Consider the following 18,599-nt stretch of genomic DNA (forward strand, 5'->3'; position numbering starts at 1 on the left):
TAAATTTATAAAACGCTTGGGCGGGCGTGTCTTTAATAATTAAAACTTTAAATATTAATAAAGCTATAATAAAAAATGAAAACATCTGATTTTAAAGGGCGGGCATGTAATTAGATTATAAAAAATAGCCAGCCCCATTAAAATTAATGAGACCAGCTATTTTTTAATTAGTCTGCTATAAACGAACTAAATCATTGTACCAAACGTAAAACACCTTGGTTCATAGTATTAGCTTGAGCCAACATAGCCAAGTTAGTCTGACTTAAAATTTGGTCTTTAGCGAATTTAACAGAAGTTTCAGCCATATCAGTATCTCTGATTCTGCTTTCAGAAGCTGCAGTGTTTTCATAAGCAATCATCAAACCTTGAGCAGTAAGCTCTAATCTGTTTTGATAAGCACCTAAATTAGATCTTTGTTTAGAAACTTTCATTAAAGCTTCATCAACTAAACCTATAGCACTGTTAGCTTTGTCTATAGAAGAAATAGAGATGCTAGTACCTTCAGGAGTTTGTAAACCTAAAGCAGCAGCAGTCATAGTTCCTATATAAACTCTTCTTCTTTCGTCCATGTTTGCACCCATATGAAACCACATAGAAGCAACAGGAGCTCCACCTTCGTTAGGGTTAGCAAATCTTCCAGTTAACATGTTAAGAGTATTGAATTGAGCTTGGCTAGCAATACGGTTAACTTCATCAACTAATTGAGAAACTTCAACTTGAATGAGCATTCTGTCAGCATCAGTATAAATACCGTTAGCAGATTGTACAGACAATTCACGTATTCTTTGTAAAATGTCTTGGCTTTCTTGAAGGTAACCTTCAGTAGTTTGAATGAAAGATATACCGTCTTGAGTGTTTCTTTCAGCCTGACGCAAACCGCGGATTTGTGTTCTCATTTTTTCAGATACTGCAAGTCCTGAAGCATCGTCTCCAGCTCTGTTGATTCTTAATCCAGAAGATAAAGCAGCCATGTCTTTAGAAAGGTCTACATTTCTGAATTTTAATGTACGCTGTGCATTTATAGCACTAATGTTGTTATTGATGATCATCGTCATCCTCCATGATATTTATTCAAAAAGGCATCCGTGCCTAATTGGCAAAAAATATTAAAGAGAATTTAAGGTATTCCGACAATCTTAGTAACTATATGAAGTTGCCAAAATACCATTAAATCCTATAGTAAGAATATATAACGCCAAATATATTCTTAATAAATTATATGGTATCAACTAAGCAAATAGGGAGTTCGAGACCGCCAAATACTTGAACTCTCATTTTGCTTTACAATAATTTTCGGACTAGTCGGCATAAAGTTTAATTTGGTTTAGCATTTTTTTCTTTTTTTTCTAAAAAAAATTAAAAATAATCATTATATGATACATTTTATACATAAAGTATAAATTTATTTAAAATAATCTTAATTCATATCGAAAAATATCAAATATAATCATCAGATTTATAGAAAATAATATGTATTTTTATATATTTTCAGCTTTTAGACTGCAAATATTTTTTATCTTTAGTAGTTTTATTAATTTTTTTAATAATTTTAAAATTTAATCACATTTGCCCACCCTATAGCCATATAACTTAAATATGAAATTCTTATTTTTTATTTTTTTTATTACTAAAATTAGACTTTTTAATTCCCACCCTAATATACTTAGATTTAAAACTTATTCAAACGCACGCAGAGTAAAACTTAAAATATGAATCAATTAATAATCATAATTTAAATAACATATAAAATTTTATTCACCGTGCGTTTAGCAGATAATAGATTTAAATAATGCTTGGGCGGGTGCTTATAAATTCTAATTAAGCATTTAAGGAAATTTAAATATAATTTTCTAAACAAGCTAAAAAATATAAAGGGCGGGGTATGTAGATAAAATTTTTTATTTTCTCTTATAACAAATTACAGATTTTAATCAAAATTTCCAATTTATTTCTAATTTTCATAGTAAAATCCTATATTTACAGGTAATTTAAGAAACAAGAGATAGTACATTTAATGAAAGTAATAATGAAAAATTAATAAATCCATCGTCTGCTCTTAAATTAACTAAAGCCCCATTATCAATCAAAGCTTTTGCTATATCATAATGCCCGTATGATGAAGCTATCATTAAAGGGGTAGAATTAGTATAGTGTTTAACATCGCCTATAGTAAGCTCGCCTTTTGAAGCAGCATTTATACCGCCCTCATTTATCAATTCAATCATTTCAGAAACGCCTGTTTTATTTTTATTTTTTTCTAATAGTTTTAATAATTCTTCGCTAGGCATTATTATTTCATTTGTAGTTACTGTATTTTTTAATTTATAATTATTACTGTTATTAAAAGTGTTATTATTTTTTGTTTCTTCCTTTATCTCTTCATTTTCAGTATATTCATCAGCTTCTTTATCAGGCTTTATTAATGTATTATCTTCTATTTGTATATCATCTGTTGTTTCTTCATTATTTATAATACTGTCTTTTACTTCATCATTATTGCTTTCACTACTAGCATATAAAGCTATTGCAGTCATTATAATTATTATAAAGATAATAATGATTTTGTTTTTCATAATTTCAACCTTAAACAGCATATTTTATTTTATGATACCATAAATGAATATAAAAGTAAAGAAAACATTAATTACCATTATACCGTATATAAAAAATCAATTAAAAATATGTTCTTAATAAAAAAACAGCTGACAATTAAATCTGCCAGCTTCTCAATTTTTTTTATTATTGCTAGTGATAAACTCGCTTTAAACTAGCTGACAACTAAAGTTATCAGCTTCTAGATTTTTTTATTATTGCTATGTTCGCCTCGCCTTAAAGGAATGAATAAATAAATTTATTCATTGGCTACCCAAAGGGTACCTACTCGGTCGGCTCACTTATATTATTTTTCTAAAGCTAATATATCATCATAGCCTTTTTCTCTAGCTATATCAAATACTGTTTTACCTTCTTCATTAACTGCAGAAGTATCAGCCCCGTTTTCTATAAGAAGTTTTACTAATTCTGTATTTTCTACTGATATATCATTGTCTATAGCTTCAATCATTAAACTTATTTCTTTAGAATATGCTGGTACATTAACATCTGCCCATTGTTCTATCAAATATTTAGCTATTTCTGTACTTTCATCATAAACAGTATCAGATAATAAAGAATATGAAATGCCATTCTCAGTATATTTCATTTTAGGATCAATGCCCTTTGAAACTAAATATTTTACAATATCAATATTATGCGTTTTTCTAATAACATTTGCAATTACTGGTGTTCCGTTTTTATTGACTCTTTTTATATCAGCTCCATTTTCCGTAAGCAATTTAAATATCTCAAAATTAAGTTTACTGTCCATAATATTATTTGAATTCATCAAAATATCTAATATAGAAAAATCTTCTCCTTCATCTCCTATATAAATATTATTAACTTTAGCACCAGCATTAATTAATTCTTTAAATATTAAGATACTAACTTCATTATCATCAGCGGCACAGTCAACAGCATGTAATAAAGCATCAAGTCCGTCATAATCTTTAGCATTAACATCAGCATTATTTTTTATAAGCTCTTTTAAAAGTTTTAAATATCCCCTCCTAGATGCAGACATTAAAGGAGTCATTTTTACAAAATCTGCTGTTCTTTCATTAACATCAGCACCATAATTAATAATTTCAATAGCTTTTTCTTCTGTAGGATAATAATTAATAGCGAACATTATAGGTGTTTCATCTGTATATTTTGACTGCCATTCATCTAAAGAGGCTTTATCTTTTATGAGATTAAAATCTGCAATAGCTTGTGCATATACTTCAGATAATGAAGCATCATAATAAATATTAGCAGCATATCCTTCATACTCTTTTGTATTGGCTTCTGCATTATTGGTATTAACGGCATTAGTATTTGCGTCTGCTTCTGTATTATCAGTTTTTTTAGAATTACAGCTTATTATACTGATTAATATTAAAGCCGTTATAATTATTTTTTTCATAAAATGCTCCTCAATTTTATATCACTAATTATAGTAGACATTTTTACTTTGTCAATTTTTTAAATATAATAGATATGTTACAATTTTATACATATAATGATATGTTTATACAATAAATTTAAAATAATATTTACAGTTTTAATGATTGGGGCTTTGCCTACGAAGTACACAGTCGTGCCCCGCTCTGCGTGCTTCGCAAAACCCCACTTCTTTTGTACGCTTCCGCCAGTGGCGTGACACAAAGAAGCCAAAAGACTGCATTTTTATATATTATTTATTTAGATAAAATCATATTATATATTTTATAATTAAATGTATACATTTATAAAATTTCAACAGTTCTAATATACAAATATCTTAAATCTTACATTTAAGATATGCCATACATTTAATTAACTTTATAACTTAAACTTAATTTTTCATTAAAGTGTTCAAAGCCCCGCCGTTTTTAAACCATTCAATCTGTGCTTCATTGTATGTATGCATAACCTCAAATGTATCTTCGCTTCTGTCTTCATGAATAAGTTTAACAGTTAAGTTTTGTTTAGGCTTAAAATTATCAAGTCCTAATATGGTTATTTTATCTTTTTCCTGTATCTTATTATAATCATTTTTATCTGCAAAAGTTATGGCAAGCATACCTTGTTTTTTTAAGTTTGTTTCATGTATCCTAGCAAAACTTTTAGCCAAAACCGCTTTAACATTCAAAAATCTAGGCTCCATTGCTGCATGTTCCCTGCTTGAACCTTCTCCGTAATTTTCTTCTGCCACTACTACAGATGATATATTTTTTTGTTTGTATTCTTTAGCTGTTTTTGACACTTCTTCATAATCATTATTTAATTGATTGAATACAGAGTTTGTTTTATCATTAAAGAAATTAACAGCCACCATTAACATGTTGTCTGATATATTTTCCAAATGTCCTCTGAATTTAAGCCAAGGTCCAGCCATTGATATATGATCTGTAGTGCATTTACCTTTTACTTTTATAAGCAGAGGCATATTATTAAAATCATTAATATTAAATTTATCGAAGGGCTTTAGTAATTGTAAGCGTTTAGAATCTTTATCTATTACAATTTCAATTTTTGGGTCTGGATTATTCTGTCTTTTTTTATTTTCTGTGTTTAATCCGTTTTTTGGCAAAGCTATTCCTATAGGGGCATCGAGTTTAACTTTTTTTCCTTCTTCATTTGTAAGAGTGTCTTTAAGAGGATTAAATCTCAAATCACCTGCTATACTCAAAGCCATTACAGTTTCTGGAGAAGCAACGAATGCATGAGTATTAGGATTACCATCAGTGCGTTTTGCAAAGTTTCTATTAAAAGATGTTACTATAGAGTTTGCTCTTGTATTATCTTTATCTTGTCTGTTCCATTGTCCTATACAAGGTCCGCAGGCATTAGTCATTATAACAGCACCTATTTTTTTGAAGTCATCTATTATGCCGTCTCTTAATGCAGCATTATATGACGCTTCAGAACCGGGATTAATTATTATTTTTGATTTTACTTTTAATTTTTTATCTATAACCTGACGTGCTATTGAGGAAGCTTTACTTAAATCATGATAAGATGAATTGGTACAAGAACCTATTAATCCCACTTCCATAGCAGTAGGGTATTTATTTTCTTCTACTTTTTTGGCGAACTCACTTATAGTGCATGCAGCATCTGGAGTAAATGGTCCGTTTAAGTACGGTTCTAATTCAGATAAATTAATTTCTATTATTTTATCATAATATTTTTCTGGATTATCATATACTTCTTTATCAGCTTTTAAGTTATTAATATTTTCTTCTGCTAATTTTGCAACCTCTTCGCGTCCTGTAGCAATTAAATATTCTTTTATATTATTATCATAAGGAAATATTGAAGTAGTAGCACCCACTTCAGCACCCATATTGCATATTGAAGCCTTTCCAGCAGCGGATATGGTAGAAGAACCTTCTCCGAAATATTCTATAATAGAATTAGTTCCACCTTTTACTGTTAAAATGCCTGCCAATTTTAATATAACATCTTTAGCACTAGCCCAACCGTTTAGAGAACCTGTTAATTTTACTCCTATTATATTAGGTATTTTTAATTCCCATTCCATACCAGTCATCACATCCACAGCATCAGCTCCTCCAACACCTATGGCAAGCATTCCAAGTCCTCCAGCATTAGGAGTATGAGAGTCTGTACCTATCATCATACCAGCAGGAAAAGCGTAATTTTCTAACACTATTTGATGTATTATACCAGAACCTGCTTCCCAAAAACCAAGTCCGTATTTTTTTGCAACGCTTTCCAAAAAATTATAAACTTCTTTATTTATATTAAGTGCATTTTTCAAATCTTCTTCAGCACCTTTGCATGCTTCTATTAAGTGATCGCAATGTATTGTAGCAGGTACGGCAGAAGATGTTTTTCCAGCATTCATGAACTGAAGAAGTGCCATCTGAGCTGTAGCGTCTTGCATTGCCACTCTATCTGGTCTGAAATCTGCATAGTCTTCTGCTCTTTTAAAATCTTTTATACTTTTTTCATCGTATAGGTGAGCGTATAGTATTTTTTCTGATAATGTTAATGCTCTGTTTAATTTTTGTTTTACATTATTAACTTTGTTAGAATAGTTTGAATAGAATTTTCTTATCATTTCAATGTCGTAAATTTCCATGATTAATACCTTTTATAATAATATTTACATATAGTATTACTATATAACAATATTCATTTTTTATCAATAGTATAATAATTTTTTTATTTTTTTAGGAACTTTTTATTATTTTTATCGTCTAATAAAGCAAATAGAAATAATCAAATAAAAATAAAATAAAAAATAAATATTAGGAGATTAAACAATGAAAACAAAAATATTATTAACAACACTTATTATAGCTTTAATATCATCTATGGCTTTTGCCCAAGTACCTCCGCCTCCTCCAGCAGCAGGTTATGATGTTCCTCCAAGAGGAAGAGAACCAGCTCCAAGACCTAGAGCAGGAGGACCTAAAGGCGATATATACAGAATGTGCAGAAATGCAGGTATATATTTGTCAGATGAACAGCTTAATCAAATTAGCTCTATTAATTATGAATATGAATTAAAAATTAATGATTTAGAATATCAAAAAAGAAATATAGACTATAAATTTAGAATGGAAAGAGAAAAAATTGATATAGACTTAAATATAATAAAAGATTTAATAAATCAAAAGAAAGATTTAGAAAAAGAAATAGACTATCTTAGAGTAGAAAAAGATGTTTCTATGCTTGATGTTTTGACAGATGAACAATTAGCACAATTAAATAGTTATAGAATGAGATACTATTATTACAGATAATTTATAAAATATATATACGATTATAAGAAGGGGGCTAATATAATAAATAGCCTCCTTAAACATATAATTTATTTAATAAAATTAATATAACTCTAAATTATACAATTTATTAATATAATAAAATTTATTAACCGTATATTTTTCTTTCTATCATACATATTCAGTATGTAAATTATACTTGTTTCAAAAGCACTTTACAAGATTATATATGAAGATTTAGTAATTTATCAATTATAAGAATCATGTTTTATATTTTGGTATAGAAATATATAGTATTTTCGTCGAAGGTGTATTTAGTATATGCTGCACATTTCTTTGGTATGCCTCGAGAGGATGAGAGTGTAACAAAATAAGTTGTATTAACGAATGCATGCAGATCGTTTGCAGCAAAGCTATGTTTATAAAACAAAAAAAACACTAAAAATTAAAATAGTGTAATTATCTATTAGTTTAGTTTTAAAATAACTCTAGTATTATTTTTTATAATATTAATATTTAATGTGTATCTTTTTAATTTTTAATATATAATAAAATTAAAAAATCTTATAGGATATTCTTATGATAAAAGAGTTTAAAAATTTTATTATGAAAGGAAGTATATTGGATATGGCTGTTGGTATAGTTATTGGAGCATCATTTACAAAGATAGTTAATTCTTTTGTAGATGATATATTAATGCCTCCTATAGGTATGCTATTAAGCGGTATAGATTTTTCTAACATATTTATAGTTCTTAAAAAAGGTTCTGATAATATTGGAGTTTATAATTCTATAGCAGCTGCTAAAGAAGCTGGTGCTGTTGTTATTAGTGTAGGAGTTTTTTTGAATACTATTATAAGCTTTATTATTACCGCTTTTGCTATTTTTTTGATAATAAAGTTATTTAATAGAATGCAGGCAAAAATTTTAAAAAAAGAAAAAGATGATAAAGAATTAAAAGAAAAAACTTGCCCATATTGTTGTTCTAGTATTAATATTAATGCAGTAAAATGCCCAAATTGTACATCTGATTTGGTTATTAAATAATTATTTAAAATATTTTTTTGTGTCTTTATAATACTTTTATTTACATACTTTATTATTTATAGTGAAATTTTGTATTTTTTAGATATTGTATATAGTAATATAGTGTGTTTTTATTATGTTATTATTATAATAGAATTAAAAAAAATGTGTTATCTATTTACAGATTAATATTTTTGTATATATTATATAATATACATATTAATTTAGGAGAAATACATGGAAAAAAAATTTAAACTTGGATTAGTACCTAGACTAATCATCGGAATTCTGCTCGGTATATTCTTTGGACAGCATTTTATACCAGAAGTAATATCAAGAATTATTGTTACAGCATCTGGAATATTTAGCTCTTATCTAAAGTTTGTAATACCGCTAATGATAGTTTCCTATGTGTCTATGGGTATAGCTGATTTAAAAGAAGGCTCGGGATTTTTGCTTCTTGTAACTTGTGTATTAGCTTACGGTTCTACATTAATAGCAGGTTCAGCATCTTTTTTAGTATCTTATAATCTATTTCCTAGTTTTATGAGTCCTAATGATATTCAAAGAATAGCTGATGCTGCTGGAAACTCTGTTTCACCTTATCTATCAATAACAGTAACCCCTCTTTTGGATACCTTAGCAGCAGTTTTATTTGCTTTCATAATAGGACTTGGTATTTCTACTATGAGAGGAAAAGAAATAGGGGAATATTTATACAATGTTTTTAAAGAATTATCAACTATTATAGATAAAGTTTTACGCGTATCTATAATTCCTTTATTGCCTCTTTACATTTGCGGTACTTTTGTAGATATGACTAGATCTGGAAAAACTTTCGTAATTTTAGGAATATTATGGAAAGTATTTATAGTTGTAATAATAATGCATTTACTTTATTTATTGATAGCATTCTTAGTATCTGGTTCAATAGGAAAGAAAAATCCTTTTATGCTTATAAAAAACCAAATAGCCGGATATGCAACAGCTTTAGGTACTCAGTCATCAGCTGCTACAATACCTGTAAATTTACAATGTGCTGAAAAAGATGGTATATCTGAACAAATAAGAAATTTTGTAGTACCTCTTTGTGCTAATATACACATGGCAGGCTCTATGATAACAATTACAGCTTGTGCTACAGCAGTATGCTTAATGAATCAAATACCTATTTCTTACACTACAGTACTTCCTTTCATTGCTATGCTTGGTATAGCCATGATAGCTTCTCCTGGTGCTCCTGGCGGTTCAATAATGACAGCTTTGCCTTTCCTTTATATGGTTGGTCTTGGCGGTCCTGACAGTCCTTTAAGTGCTATAATGGTTGCTTTATACATAACTCAAGACTCATTCGGTACTGCTTGTAATGTATCCGGTGATAATGCTTTGGGTGTTATAGTTGATACAATCTATAAGAAAAAAGTTGTAAAAACAGACGCATAAAATTGTCATAATATGAAAAAGCCGCTTATTAATTAATTTTAATAGGCGGTTTTTTTATTTAAATTATTAATCTTAAATTATTAAATCAATCTATATTTAAATCTATTACTATATCTATTTCCGTTATAGAACAATTTAATTTTTTGGCTATTTCTTCTTTGCTTAAACCTTCTTTATATAGTTTTATTATATCTTCATTCTTATTAGAATTTTTTACTGTATTTTCTAATGGTTCATTAACAAATGCTATAGTTTTATCTTCTATAGGTTTATCATATATTGCCATATTTGTTTTAATGGTTCTGTCTAATTTATTTCTTAATTTTTCTATAACTTCTCTTCTTGCTTCATCGTCTATTGCTTTAGCTGCTGTATCTATGTTATTTTTTTTAGGTTTAGGTTTTACTTCTGCATTTTTTTCTTTTGTTTCTATTTTAGAGTTTATTTTTATATTATTATCTTCTACTCTTATATCCAATTTCTTATTTTTATTTTCATTGTTCATCACTGTATTAGATTCTGTATTATTAGATTCTTGTATTGAAACATCAAGTTTTTTTTCTTCTTTTTTATTTATATTTTCTTTTATATCTTCTTTTATATCTTCTTTTACTGTTATAGTGGTATTATTAATATCATTATCTTTTTTATCACTTTGAAAGTTATTTAATTCTTTTACCAATCTATTTGCTCTTACTATGGAATCTTCTAATATTGATATTCTTGATAAAGCTATATTATTAAATTCTTTTACTAAAGCTTCTATTTCTTCTCTTGCTTTTGACATAGTTTCTTTTTCTAGTCTTTCCCTAGCTTTTGAAACTATATAAATATAAAATAGCGGTAGGGTAACTGCCAATATAACTATATTAATAATTATAGATATTACAATTTGCATAATTAGATTAATTATCCTAAAAAATCTATTTTTGAACCTTTAGTTTTCTCTGTTGCTGAAACCTCTTCTATTTCTATAATATTATTTTTTTCATCATCATCAATATTATCTGCCATTCTTTTTTTGCTCTTTTTTCTATATGACATATATCCATTATCTTTTGGTCTTTGCTCATCTTTTTTTTCTTTAACCTTAGTTTCATCAGATATATTTTCAGACTTTACAACTGTAGAATCTTTTATATAGGAATCTCTATGTATATCTCTATCTTCTGACTGCATTGCAATGGTTTTTGCAGCCATTTTTACATGCTCCATACGGCCTATATGCGATTGCTGCATATATAATTGTTGCAAGTCTAAAGGTGCTATAGGCATCTTAAATCTCCATATATTATGCCTTAAATTTTATATCCTATATATTTAATATATACTTTTTTACTATTATTGCAAGTAAAAAAATCTATATATACATTATTATATAACAATATTAATTAATATTAATAAAAAATAATAATAATATCTATTTGTAAATAGAATAAGCATAACCTATGATTGCAGATGCGGCAGATACATTTAGAGAATCAAAATCAGTAGAAGAATTTATGATAACACTTCCGTCTGAATTTTTTTTTAATATATCTCTAACTCCGCTATGTTCATTACCTAATATGATTGCAGTAGGAGAGTTAAATTTAAAATCTTCTAATGAAGTTTCACCTTTTTCACTTGCATAATATATCCAAAAACCTTTATCCTTCATAAAATCTATAATTCTATTTAAATTAGTTTCTATAGATATAGGTAAATGATATGCTGCTCCTTCTGATATTTCATAAACCTTTTCATTAATAGGGGCAGAGTTATCTTTCGGCATTATAATTCCTGCTATGTCAAAAAAATACGCATTTCTTATTATAGCACCTAAATTATGAACATCGGTTATAGAATCTAATATGAATATTAAAGGATTTTCTCTTCTTTCAAATGCTTTTTCTATAAAACTCTCTATTCCTATTTCAGCATTTTCATCTATATCTGCAGCTACAGAATATATTTTTCCTACAATTTTTTCCATTTCATTTTTATCAACATTTTTAATTGATACTTTCTTTTTTTCAGCTAATTTTATAATATCTTTTTCTCTTTTAGAAATTGGAAATTTTATATATAAAGTTTTTACTAAATCTTTTGATATAGCTTCAACTATTGCATTTTTACTTGTTATGAACATTATTTATTTTCCTAAATTTTTATTTTTATTATACATTAAAAATAATTTTTTTAAATGTTATATAGGTATATAAAAATTATAAATGAATTAGGAATTATTTAATTCTGTCATATAAAGAATCTATTTTATCTTTATATGCTTCCATAACATTAGCTCTTTTTATTTTTAAAGACTGAGTTAAAAGCCCATTTTCTATTGTAAACTCTTCATCTGTAATTATCATTTTTGCTATAGATTCATAAGGTCTGAATCCGTTCTTATAATTAATTAAATTATCTAATTCTTCTCTTATTAATTTATAAACATCTCTTGAAGAGGAGAGGGTATTTTCATCATAAGGAATTTTATGTTTATCAAAATATTCTTTTATATTTTCTTTATTTATAACTATAATAGCTCCTGTTGAAGCTTTATCCTGTCCTATAAGCATTATTTGATAAATATAAGGTGATTCCAATGCTTTATTTTCTATAGGCTGAGGCTCCACATTTTCACCTGTAAGCAGAACTATTGTTTCTTTTGCTCTTCCTGTTAATACTATTTCACCTTGCTGAGTATATGCCCCTAAGTCTCCTGAATTAAAGAATCCATCAACTTTTGCCTGTTTAGTTAATTCAGGATCTTTATAATATTCTTTAAAAATATTAGGACCTTTTATATAGCATACTCCCATAACTCCGTCTTTACATATATTTCCTTCTTTATCTCTAATTTCTATTTTTACCTCTGGTATTGGAGCACCGCAAGTTCCTCTGTAATTTTTATAAGGGGATCTCAATGTAACAACAGGAGAAGTTTCTGTTATACCCCATCCTACAACCAAATTTATTCCTACCGCTTCAACAAAGTCTTCTATGTACATAGGTAAAGCTCCGCCTCCTGATATAGTAAGACGCATTTTGCCGCCTGTTAATTCTAATATTTTACTATATACCATTTTTTTTGCCATTTTATGGTAAATAGGATCAAATATTCCTATACTGTATTCTGATTTTTTGTGGGTTTTAGATTCTTCTCCTAATAAATAAACTAAATCATTCTGAAACCTTAGGCTTCTTATATATTTTAAAGATCTTTTTATGAAAAATTTTGCAAGATTTCTAGCTATTGTACCTTTTCTGTCTATGTTTTTCATTACCGTATTATATATATTAACCCATATTGCAGGTACGGAAATAAATATATCAGGTTTTTCTTCTGTGAAATCATTTTTTAAATATCTCTTATTTGTAATAGCTGTAAAACAACCTGTTATTGATGTTACATAAGATATTGTTCTCTCGTATATATGCCAAATAGGAAGTATAGTGAGAAGTTTCTCTCCCGGATGTAATTTTATTATATCCGGAAGCACTCTTATATTATGAAGTATATTTCCATGTGTGAGTATGACGCCTTTTGGTTTTCCTGTGGTTCCGGAAGTATATATTATAGTTGCTGTACTTTCATTAGTTAATTTTGATGCTTTTTTTACAGCAAACTCTTCATCTCCGTTTAAACTCTCTTCACCAAGTTCTAAAAGCTTTTCAAAAGAATATATATTATTATCAGGATCATGTTTAGAACTGTCAAGAAAAACTATTAATGATAGATCTTTATGATGTTTTTCTATCTTGTTAAAAACATATTCATTTTCTACTAGAGCAGCTTGTGCTTCGCTATGCTCTATTATGTAATTTAATTCATCAGATGTAGAGTCTATGCCTCTTGGAACATCAGCAGAACCTAATGCTAAAAGCGCCATATCTGATATAAACCATTCTATTCTATTTTCTGAGAATATTGCTACATGTTTTTTTGATAATCCTTTAACATCAAATGCCTTAGCAATAGCATTTATTTTATCATAAAGTTTTTTATATGTGATTGTAAATTTTTCTTCGTTATTATCTCTGTATCTGTAAGCAGGACTTTGAGGCATTTTTTTTACTGTTTCAAAAAATGCACTAGGTATAGATGTATAATTTTTCATAATCTCTCCATAATTAATTATCACTATTTAACTATAAAATGATACATAGTCAATTATAACTATAATACATATTAAAAATATTACAAGCGATTTGATATATATTTTATTACATTTTCACTATATGATGATACTGTAAATACATTTAATATAGATTTTGAAGCGTTTATAATATTATTTTTTATATTTTTATCATTATATGCAAGTAGTATAGAGTTCTCTATTTCATCTATATTTTCCATATCGCAATTAATAGACAAATCTTTAACTGCTTCATATACCCCTGATTTATTTGATATTATAGATATACATGAAGAGTACAATGCTTCTATCACAGTAAGACCAAATGGTTCATTAACAGCTGGCATTATTAAAGCATAGCTTTTATTCATCAATTCTCTCTTTTCTTCATCAGTTACAAAACCTTTAAATATAATATTATTATGCATATTTATTTTTTCTGTTAGTTTTTTTAAATAGTTTTCATGTCTGCCTTTTCCTGCTATTATAAATTTTAATTCTTTATCTTCTATTTTTTCAATAAATGATTTAAAGGCAATAATAGCCTTTTCCAAGTTTTTAGGTTTTTCTATTCTTCCTATGTATAGAAAATATTTTCCTTCACTGATAGGCATAATATTTTCTATATCAGATATGCAAGGATATATGACTTCAGCTTCTCTATCATAAACTCTTTTTACTGCCTCTTTAGTTCTTATGCTGTTTGACATTATATAATTTATTTTATCTATTCCTAATCTATCTAAATACATTGTATATCTTGCAATTATATCCCATGTGTTTTGAAGTTTTTTATAGCTTTTATCATCATATCCGTAAAGTCTTACACTAGGCTCATGACAATACCAAAAACTTTTTGGAAGTTTAATATTATTTTTTTGTGCATATTTTGATGCAAAGCCAAAGAATATAGATGCCGGAAAATTATGTATTAAAACAGCATCATAATTCTTTAATTCATTTGCTAGAAATTTGGAAACTTTATTAAAAATAAAAGGATTTAATTTTATATCTGTTTTTATCTGTTTTATATAATTTGGAATATTATTTCTTAGCTTATATGTATATATAGTTATTTCTATATTTAAATTATGACAATACTTTGAAAATGAAAGTATTACATTTTCAGCACCGCCATTATATCCGAAAGTCGGATGAAGTATAGCTAATTTTTTTATATTATAGTTATTCATTTCATAATAATGATTTATTTTTTAATAATTTTAATTATATTATAAACCTAAAAAAATTACATTTATAAAAAATAAAATAATATTAAAAGTTTTATTTTATTTCATTTATATAGAATAAAATTAATAAATACAATAAAATTCTATAATTAATACCGATAATAATAAATAATTTATTGAAAATATTTTTTATCTATTATAAGATATTAAATAAATGAATAATTGGGGTTTTTTATGATAATAACAAATAATATTAATGCAATTAGAGCAAACAGATATTTAAAATTTAATTCAACTGAACATAAGAAAAAATTTCCTAGTTTATTTGCAGGTGATAAGGGACCTTTAGTGCAGAGGAGATATATACTTCGTGCCGAAAAAAATACTCAGGATGGAATATCATTTATACAGACAGCTGACGGATATTTGGATGAAACAATAAATATATTGCAGCGTATTAGAGAATTATCTGTAAAATCTGCAAATGGAATATACAATAATTCTGACAGGGCATATATTCAGGCAGAAGTATCAAGTTTAATAGATGAAATAGATAGGGTAGCTAGTCAGGCACAATTTAATACTTTAAATATCTTTACAGGAAGATTTTCAAACACTGTTAATGCATCAGCAAGTATGTGGATTCATATAGGACCAAGCAGAGATCAGAGAAAAAGAATTTATATTGCTACAATGACAGCCAATTCTTTGAAATTGAAAAATGAACTCAATAGTTATATTTCTGTATCTTCTGTAAGTAAAGCAAATAGAACTATAGGAATAATAGATGAAGCTATCGGATATGTTATTAAACAAAGATCTGATTTAGGAGCTTATAAAAATAGATTTAATACATATATTCAAGGACTTATGACTTCTTATGAGAATGTCATTGCTTACGGCAGTAAAAAAATGGATAGAGATGTAGCTGAAGCTTCTATTTTTGAAGCTATAAGTTCAATAAAATCTCAGTCTGCTTTAGCTATGCTTGTACATTCTAATAATCTACCTAAAGATGCTTTGAATTTATTAAGATAGCATCATAATTTGATTTAATTTTACAATTATGATATAATTGCGTAAAAATTTTATAATAAGGGTTAAAAAATGAAACTTAATAGTTTAACATTTAAAATACCGCTTATTATGGGACTTTCTATTACATTATCAATATTTGTAATAACTGTTATAATGTTTTTAATATCATTGAAGTCCGTTGATATAGCGGCTCAAAATGGATTTGAAACTACAGCCGTTGCTTATGAAAGTACGGTTAATCTATGGATAGAAGAACAACAATCAAGGGTAGATTCTTTTTCTACAAATGAAAGTATTATCAATTATTTATTAGATAGGACAGAAGAAAATACTCAAATAGCAGTTGATAGTCTTTCAGCATTTAAAAATTATAGGAAATCCTCACTTCATTTTGTAATTTTAGATACAGAGGGAAAAGTTTTGCTGGATTCAGAAGGCGGCAGCTTAATGAATTATAATCATGGCTCTGATTCTGATTTTTATTCTTATAGAAATAATACCAAAAATGAAAGAATATGGATTTCTAAGTCGTCTATAACAGGAAAGCCTGTGTTTAAAATGTATTCGGATATAAATGATGCTAATGGTAATATAATTGGAGTATTATCATATCATATTGATTGGGCTGATTTTATAGGACATTCTATATCTAATTATAAATATGGGGAAACAGGAAATATCGTCATAATAGATGAAAATAAGAATATAATAGCTTCTAAAGATGAAACTAAAGTATTAACTAGTCTTTCCCAATTTGAACCTTTAAAAGATATTGAAGAGCTAAAAACAGGAATAAAACATTATAAAGATAAAGACGGCAAACTTTATATGCTTTATTTTAATACTATTATTTATCCTTATTGGTATATAGTGGTAACTATAGCTGAAAGTGAACTTTACAATCCTGTTAAGTTTATGCTTATACTTCCTATTGTAGTAGGAATAGTTCTTAGTATTATTTCTATAATTGTAATTTGGTTATTCTGTAAGTATGTTATGTATCCTATCAAAGAAGCAGTTAAAGAGGCAGAAAGCATTTCTAATGGTGATTTAACTAGTGTTATATCAGATAAATATTTAAAAAGAAAAGATGAAATAGGTGATATTTTAAATAGCTTTAATAAGATGAAAAAAGTTATAAAGGATATCATTAAAGTAGTAAACTCAAATATTTCTCAGACAAAAAGAACTGCATACAGCCTCTATTATTCTAATAAAGATTTATCTGCTAGAACAATATCTCAGGCTTCAGATATAAATGAAACAACAGAGTTTATGAAAAATATTTCTATGGCTATAGATGAATCTACAAGTAATATGAAAACTATGAGCGAAAGCATGATGGATGCTAGAGATGAAATAAATAATGCCGGAGCTATAATATTTGATACGGCTAAAAATACTGAACTTGTATTTGAATCTAGTAAGAAGATAGGTGATATTATAAAAATTATTGAAGATATAGCTTTTCAGACTAATATATTGGCATTAAATGCTTCTGTAGAGGCTGCTAGGGCTGGAGAGCAGGGAAGGGGATTTGCTGTTGTTGCTTCTGAGGTTAGAAATTTAGCACAAAGCACTTCGGAATCTGCTAAAAATATCACTTTGCTTATAGAAGATAGTAATGATAAAATAAAAAAAGCTACTGATTCTGCTAATATGTCGCAAAAATTATTTGTGGAGATAGAAAAGAAAATAGAAAATACGACTAATATAATGCAGGATATGGTTGTAAGGATAGACAGACAGCATGAAGATGTTTCTAAAATTAATAATTCTATGCTCAGTATAGATGTTAAAACTAAAGATAATGCCAATTTAGTAGAGCTTATGAAAAATTCGTCTTCAGAGTTAGAAAAGCAAACTAATAATTTCTTTAGTGCTATAAGTTTCTTTAAAACAGGTGTTCATCATATAGATTGGTCGGATAATTATAATACTAATAATGCTCATATAGATGAACAGCATATGAAATTGATTAACTTTATTAATGATATATACTCTGCTATATATGAAAATGATAAAGACAGAGTGAAAAATATTTTTAATATGACTTTAGATTATACTAAATACCATTTTTCCGATGAAGAGAAACTTCAAAATGCTAATTCTAATAAATATAAAAAGATTAAGGAACATTTTGAACAGCATAGAAGTTTTGAAAATTTAGTTGATAAGAAAATTAAAGAGCTAAATAATGCTAATGATTGGAAAAATACGGCTATGGATATGGCAAATATTTTGAGTAAATGGCTTATTCAGCATATAGGAGTTTGGGATAAAGAATTTGTAAAAATAGCTGGAATATAGTAATAAAATTTTGTATATATACGATATTATTTATAAAAAATTTTGCAATATGAAAAACTTTTATTATATTTTATTATATAATTATTTTAGTAAATGGTAATTATATATACTTATTAATAACCAATACTTATAAGATTACAATACTATATTGA

14 protein-coding genes are annotated in these 18,599 nt (G+C 27.1%); 5 read left to right on the forward strand and 9 right to left on the reverse strand.

Annotation, left to right across the window (positions count from 1 at the left end; translation table 11 throughout):
- Positions 1 to 191: 191 nt before the first annotated feature.
- The 4 genes from BFL38_RS09760 to BFL38_RS09775 all read right to left on the reverse strand — a co-directional run bounded on the left by BFL38_RS09760 (position 192) and on the right by BFL38_RS09775 (position 6,673).
- Positions 192 to 1,049 carry a flagellin N-terminal helical domain-containing protein gene (locus BFL38_RS09760; protein ID WP_069726860.1) on the reverse strand — a complete coding sequence of 286 codons (858 nt, stop codon included), beginning with the start codon at positions 1,047 to 1,049 and terminating at the stop codon, positions 192 to 194.
- A gap of 939 nt (positions 1,050 to 1,988) precedes the next feature.
- Complete coding sequence (locus BFL38_RS15185; protein WP_438357075.1) at positions 1,989 to 2,573, reverse strand: ankyrin repeat domain-containing protein; 585 nt, start codon at positions 2,571 to 2,573, stop codon at positions 1,989 to 1,991.
- Positions 2,574 to 2,899: 326 nt separating this feature from the next.
- A complete protein-coding gene (locus BFL38_RS09770) occupies positions 2,900 to 4,006 on the reverse strand; it encodes an ankyrin repeat domain-containing protein (protein ID WP_069726861.1) in 1,107 nt (368 codons plus the stop codon).
- A gap of 411 nt (positions 4,007 to 4,417) precedes the next feature.
- Positions 4,418 to 6,673, reverse strand: coding sequence for an aconitate hydratase (locus BFL38_RS09775; protein ID WP_069726862.1), 2,256 nt, complete (start codon positions 6,671 to 6,673; stop codon positions 4,418 to 4,420).
- Positions 6,674 to 6,857: 184 nt separating this feature from the next.
- On the opposite strand from BFL38_RS09775, the gene BFL38_RS09780 reads away from it, so the two are divergent.
- From BFL38_RS09780 to BFL38_RS09790, 3 genes are all read left to right on the forward strand, one after another.
- Positions 6,858 to 7,340: a Spy/CpxP family protein refolding chaperone gene (locus tag BFL38_RS09780; RefSeq protein WP_069726863.1), complete on the forward strand. Its 483-nt coding sequence runs from the start codon at positions 6,858 to 6,860 to the stop codon at positions 7,338 to 7,340.
- Positions 7,341 to 7,898: 558 nt separating this feature from the next.
- Positions 7,899 to 8,366 carry a large conductance mechanosensitive channel protein MscL gene (gene mscL / locus BFL38_RS09785; RefSeq protein WP_069726864.1) on the forward strand — a complete coding sequence of 156 codons (468 nt, stop codon included), beginning with the start codon at positions 7,899 to 7,901 and terminating at the stop codon, positions 8,364 to 8,366.
- 216 nt (positions 8,367 to 8,582) lie between these two features.
- Entirely contained in the window at positions 8,583 to 9,788 is a 1,206-nt protein-coding gene (locus BFL38_RS09790; protein ID WP_069726865.1) for a dicarboxylate/amino acid:cation symporter, read from the forward strand.
- Positions 9,789 to 9,873: 85 nt separating this feature from the next.
- Here BFL38_RS09790 and BFL38_RS09795 read toward each other — a convergent pair whose 3' ends face one another.
- The 5 genes from BFL38_RS09795 to BFL38_RS09815 all read right to left on the reverse strand — a co-directional run bounded on the left by BFL38_RS09795 (position 9,874) and on the right by BFL38_RS09815 (position 15,102).
- Complete coding sequence (locus tag BFL38_RS09795; RefSeq protein ID WP_069726866.1) at positions 9,874 to 10,686, reverse strand: hypothetical protein; 813 nt, start codon at positions 10,684 to 10,686, stop codon at positions 9,874 to 9,876.
- 11 nt (positions 10,687 to 10,697) lie between these two features.
- Positions 10,698 to 11,063: a hypothetical protein gene (locus BFL38_RS09800; RefSeq protein ID WP_069726867.1), complete on the reverse strand. Its 366-nt coding sequence runs from the start codon at positions 11,061 to 11,063 to the stop codon at positions 10,698 to 10,700.
- A 145-nt stretch (positions 11,064 to 11,208) separates the two neighbouring features.
- Positions 11,209 to 11,919, reverse strand: a complete 711-nt coding sequence (gene rlmB, locus BFL38_RS09805) for a 23S rRNA (guanosine(2251)-2'-O)-methyltransferase RlmB (protein WP_069726868.1) — start codon at positions 11,917 to 11,919, stop codon at positions 11,209 to 11,211.
- Between the two features lie 94 nt (positions 11,920 to 12,013).
- Complete coding sequence (locus tag BFL38_RS09810) at positions 12,014 to 13,891, reverse strand: AMP-dependent synthetase/ligase (RefSeq protein WP_069726869.1); 1,878 nt, start codon at positions 13,889 to 13,891, stop codon at positions 12,014 to 12,016.
- 80 nt (positions 13,892 to 13,971) lie between these two features.
- Positions 13,972 to 15,102: a glycosyltransferase family 4 protein gene (locus BFL38_RS09815; protein ID WP_069726870.1), complete on the reverse strand. Its 1,131-nt coding sequence runs from the start codon at positions 15,100 to 15,102 to the stop codon at positions 13,972 to 13,974.
- A 231-nt stretch (positions 15,103 to 15,333) separates the two neighbouring features.
- Between BFL38_RS09815 and BFL38_RS09820 the strand changes: the two genes are divergently transcribed.
- Both BFL38_RS09820 and BFL38_RS09825 read left to right on the forward strand, forming a co-directional pair.
- Positions 15,334 to 16,137: a flagellin N-terminal helical domain-containing protein gene (locus BFL38_RS09820; protein WP_069726871.1), complete on the forward strand. Its 804-nt coding sequence runs from the start codon at positions 15,334 to 15,336 to the stop codon at positions 16,135 to 16,137.
- A gap of 69 nt (positions 16,138 to 16,206) precedes the next feature.
- Positions 16,207 to 18,447 (forward strand): methyl-accepting chemotaxis protein, encoded by a 2,241-nt coding sequence (locus BFL38_RS09825; RefSeq protein ID WP_069726872.1) that lies wholly within the window; start codon positions 16,207 to 16,209, stop codon positions 18,445 to 18,447.
- The last annotated feature ends 152 nt before the right edge of the window (positions 18,448 to 18,599 follow it).

Source organism: Brachyspira hampsonii (assembly GCF_001746205.1).
Lineage (GTDB): Bacteria > Spirochaetota > Brachyspiria > Brachyspirales > Brachyspiraceae > Brachyspira > Brachyspira hampsonii_B.

What these genes read in the sequence shown, in the direction of transcription:
- BFL38_RS09760 (WP_069726860.1), bottom strand. Translation starts at nt 1,049, where the DNA reads ATGATCATCAATAACAACATTAGTGCTATAAATGCACAGCGTACATTA.
- BFL38_RS15185 (WP_438357075.1), bottom strand. Translation starts at nt 2,573, where the DNA reads ATGAAAAACAAAATCATTATTATCTTTATAATAATTATAATGACTGCA.
- BFL38_RS09770 (WP_069726861.1), bottom strand. Translation starts at nt 4,006, where the DNA reads ATGAAAAAAATAATTATAACGGCTTTAATATTAATCAGTATAATAAGC.
- BFL38_RS09775 (WP_069726862.1), bottom strand. Translation starts at nt 6,673, where the DNA reads ATGGAAATTTACGACATTGAAATGATAAGAAAATTCTATTCAAACTAT.
- BFL38_RS09780 (WP_069726863.1), top strand. Translation starts at nt 6,858, where the DNA reads ATGAAAACAAAAATATTATTAACAACACTTATTATAGCTTTAATATCA.
- mscL (WP_069726864.1), top strand. Translation starts at nt 7,899, where the DNA reads ATGATAAAAGAGTTTAAAAATTTTATTATGAAAGGAAGTATATTGGAT.
- BFL38_RS09790 (WP_069726865.1), top strand. Translation starts at nt 8,583, where the DNA reads ATGGAAAAAAAATTTAAACTTGGATTAGTACCTAGACTAATCATCGGA.
- BFL38_RS09795 (WP_069726866.1), bottom strand. Translation starts at nt 10,686, where the DNA reads ATGCAAATTGTAATATCTATAATTATTAATATAGTTATATTGGCAGTT.
- BFL38_RS09800 (WP_069726867.1), bottom strand. Translation starts at nt 11,063, where the DNA reads ATGCCTATAGCACCTTTAGACTTGCAACAATTATATATGCAGCAATCG.
- rlmB (WP_069726868.1), bottom strand. Translation starts at nt 11,919, where the DNA reads ATGTTCATAACAAGTAAAAATGCAATAGTTGAAGCTATATCAAAAGAT.
- BFL38_RS09810 (WP_069726869.1), bottom strand. Translation starts at nt 13,891, where the DNA reads ATGAAAAATTATACATCTATACCTAGTGCATTTTTTGAAACAGTAAAA.
- BFL38_RS09815 (WP_069726870.1), bottom strand. Translation starts at nt 15,102, where the DNA reads ATGAATAACTATAATATAAAAAAATTAGCTATACTTCATCCGACTTTC.
- BFL38_RS09820 (WP_069726871.1), top strand. Translation starts at nt 15,334, where the DNA reads ATGATAATAACAAATAATATTAATGCAATTAGAGCAAACAGATATTTA.
- BFL38_RS09825 (WP_069726872.1), top strand. Translation starts at nt 16,207, where the DNA reads ATGAAACTTAATAGTTTAACATTTAAAATACCGCTTATTATGGGACTT.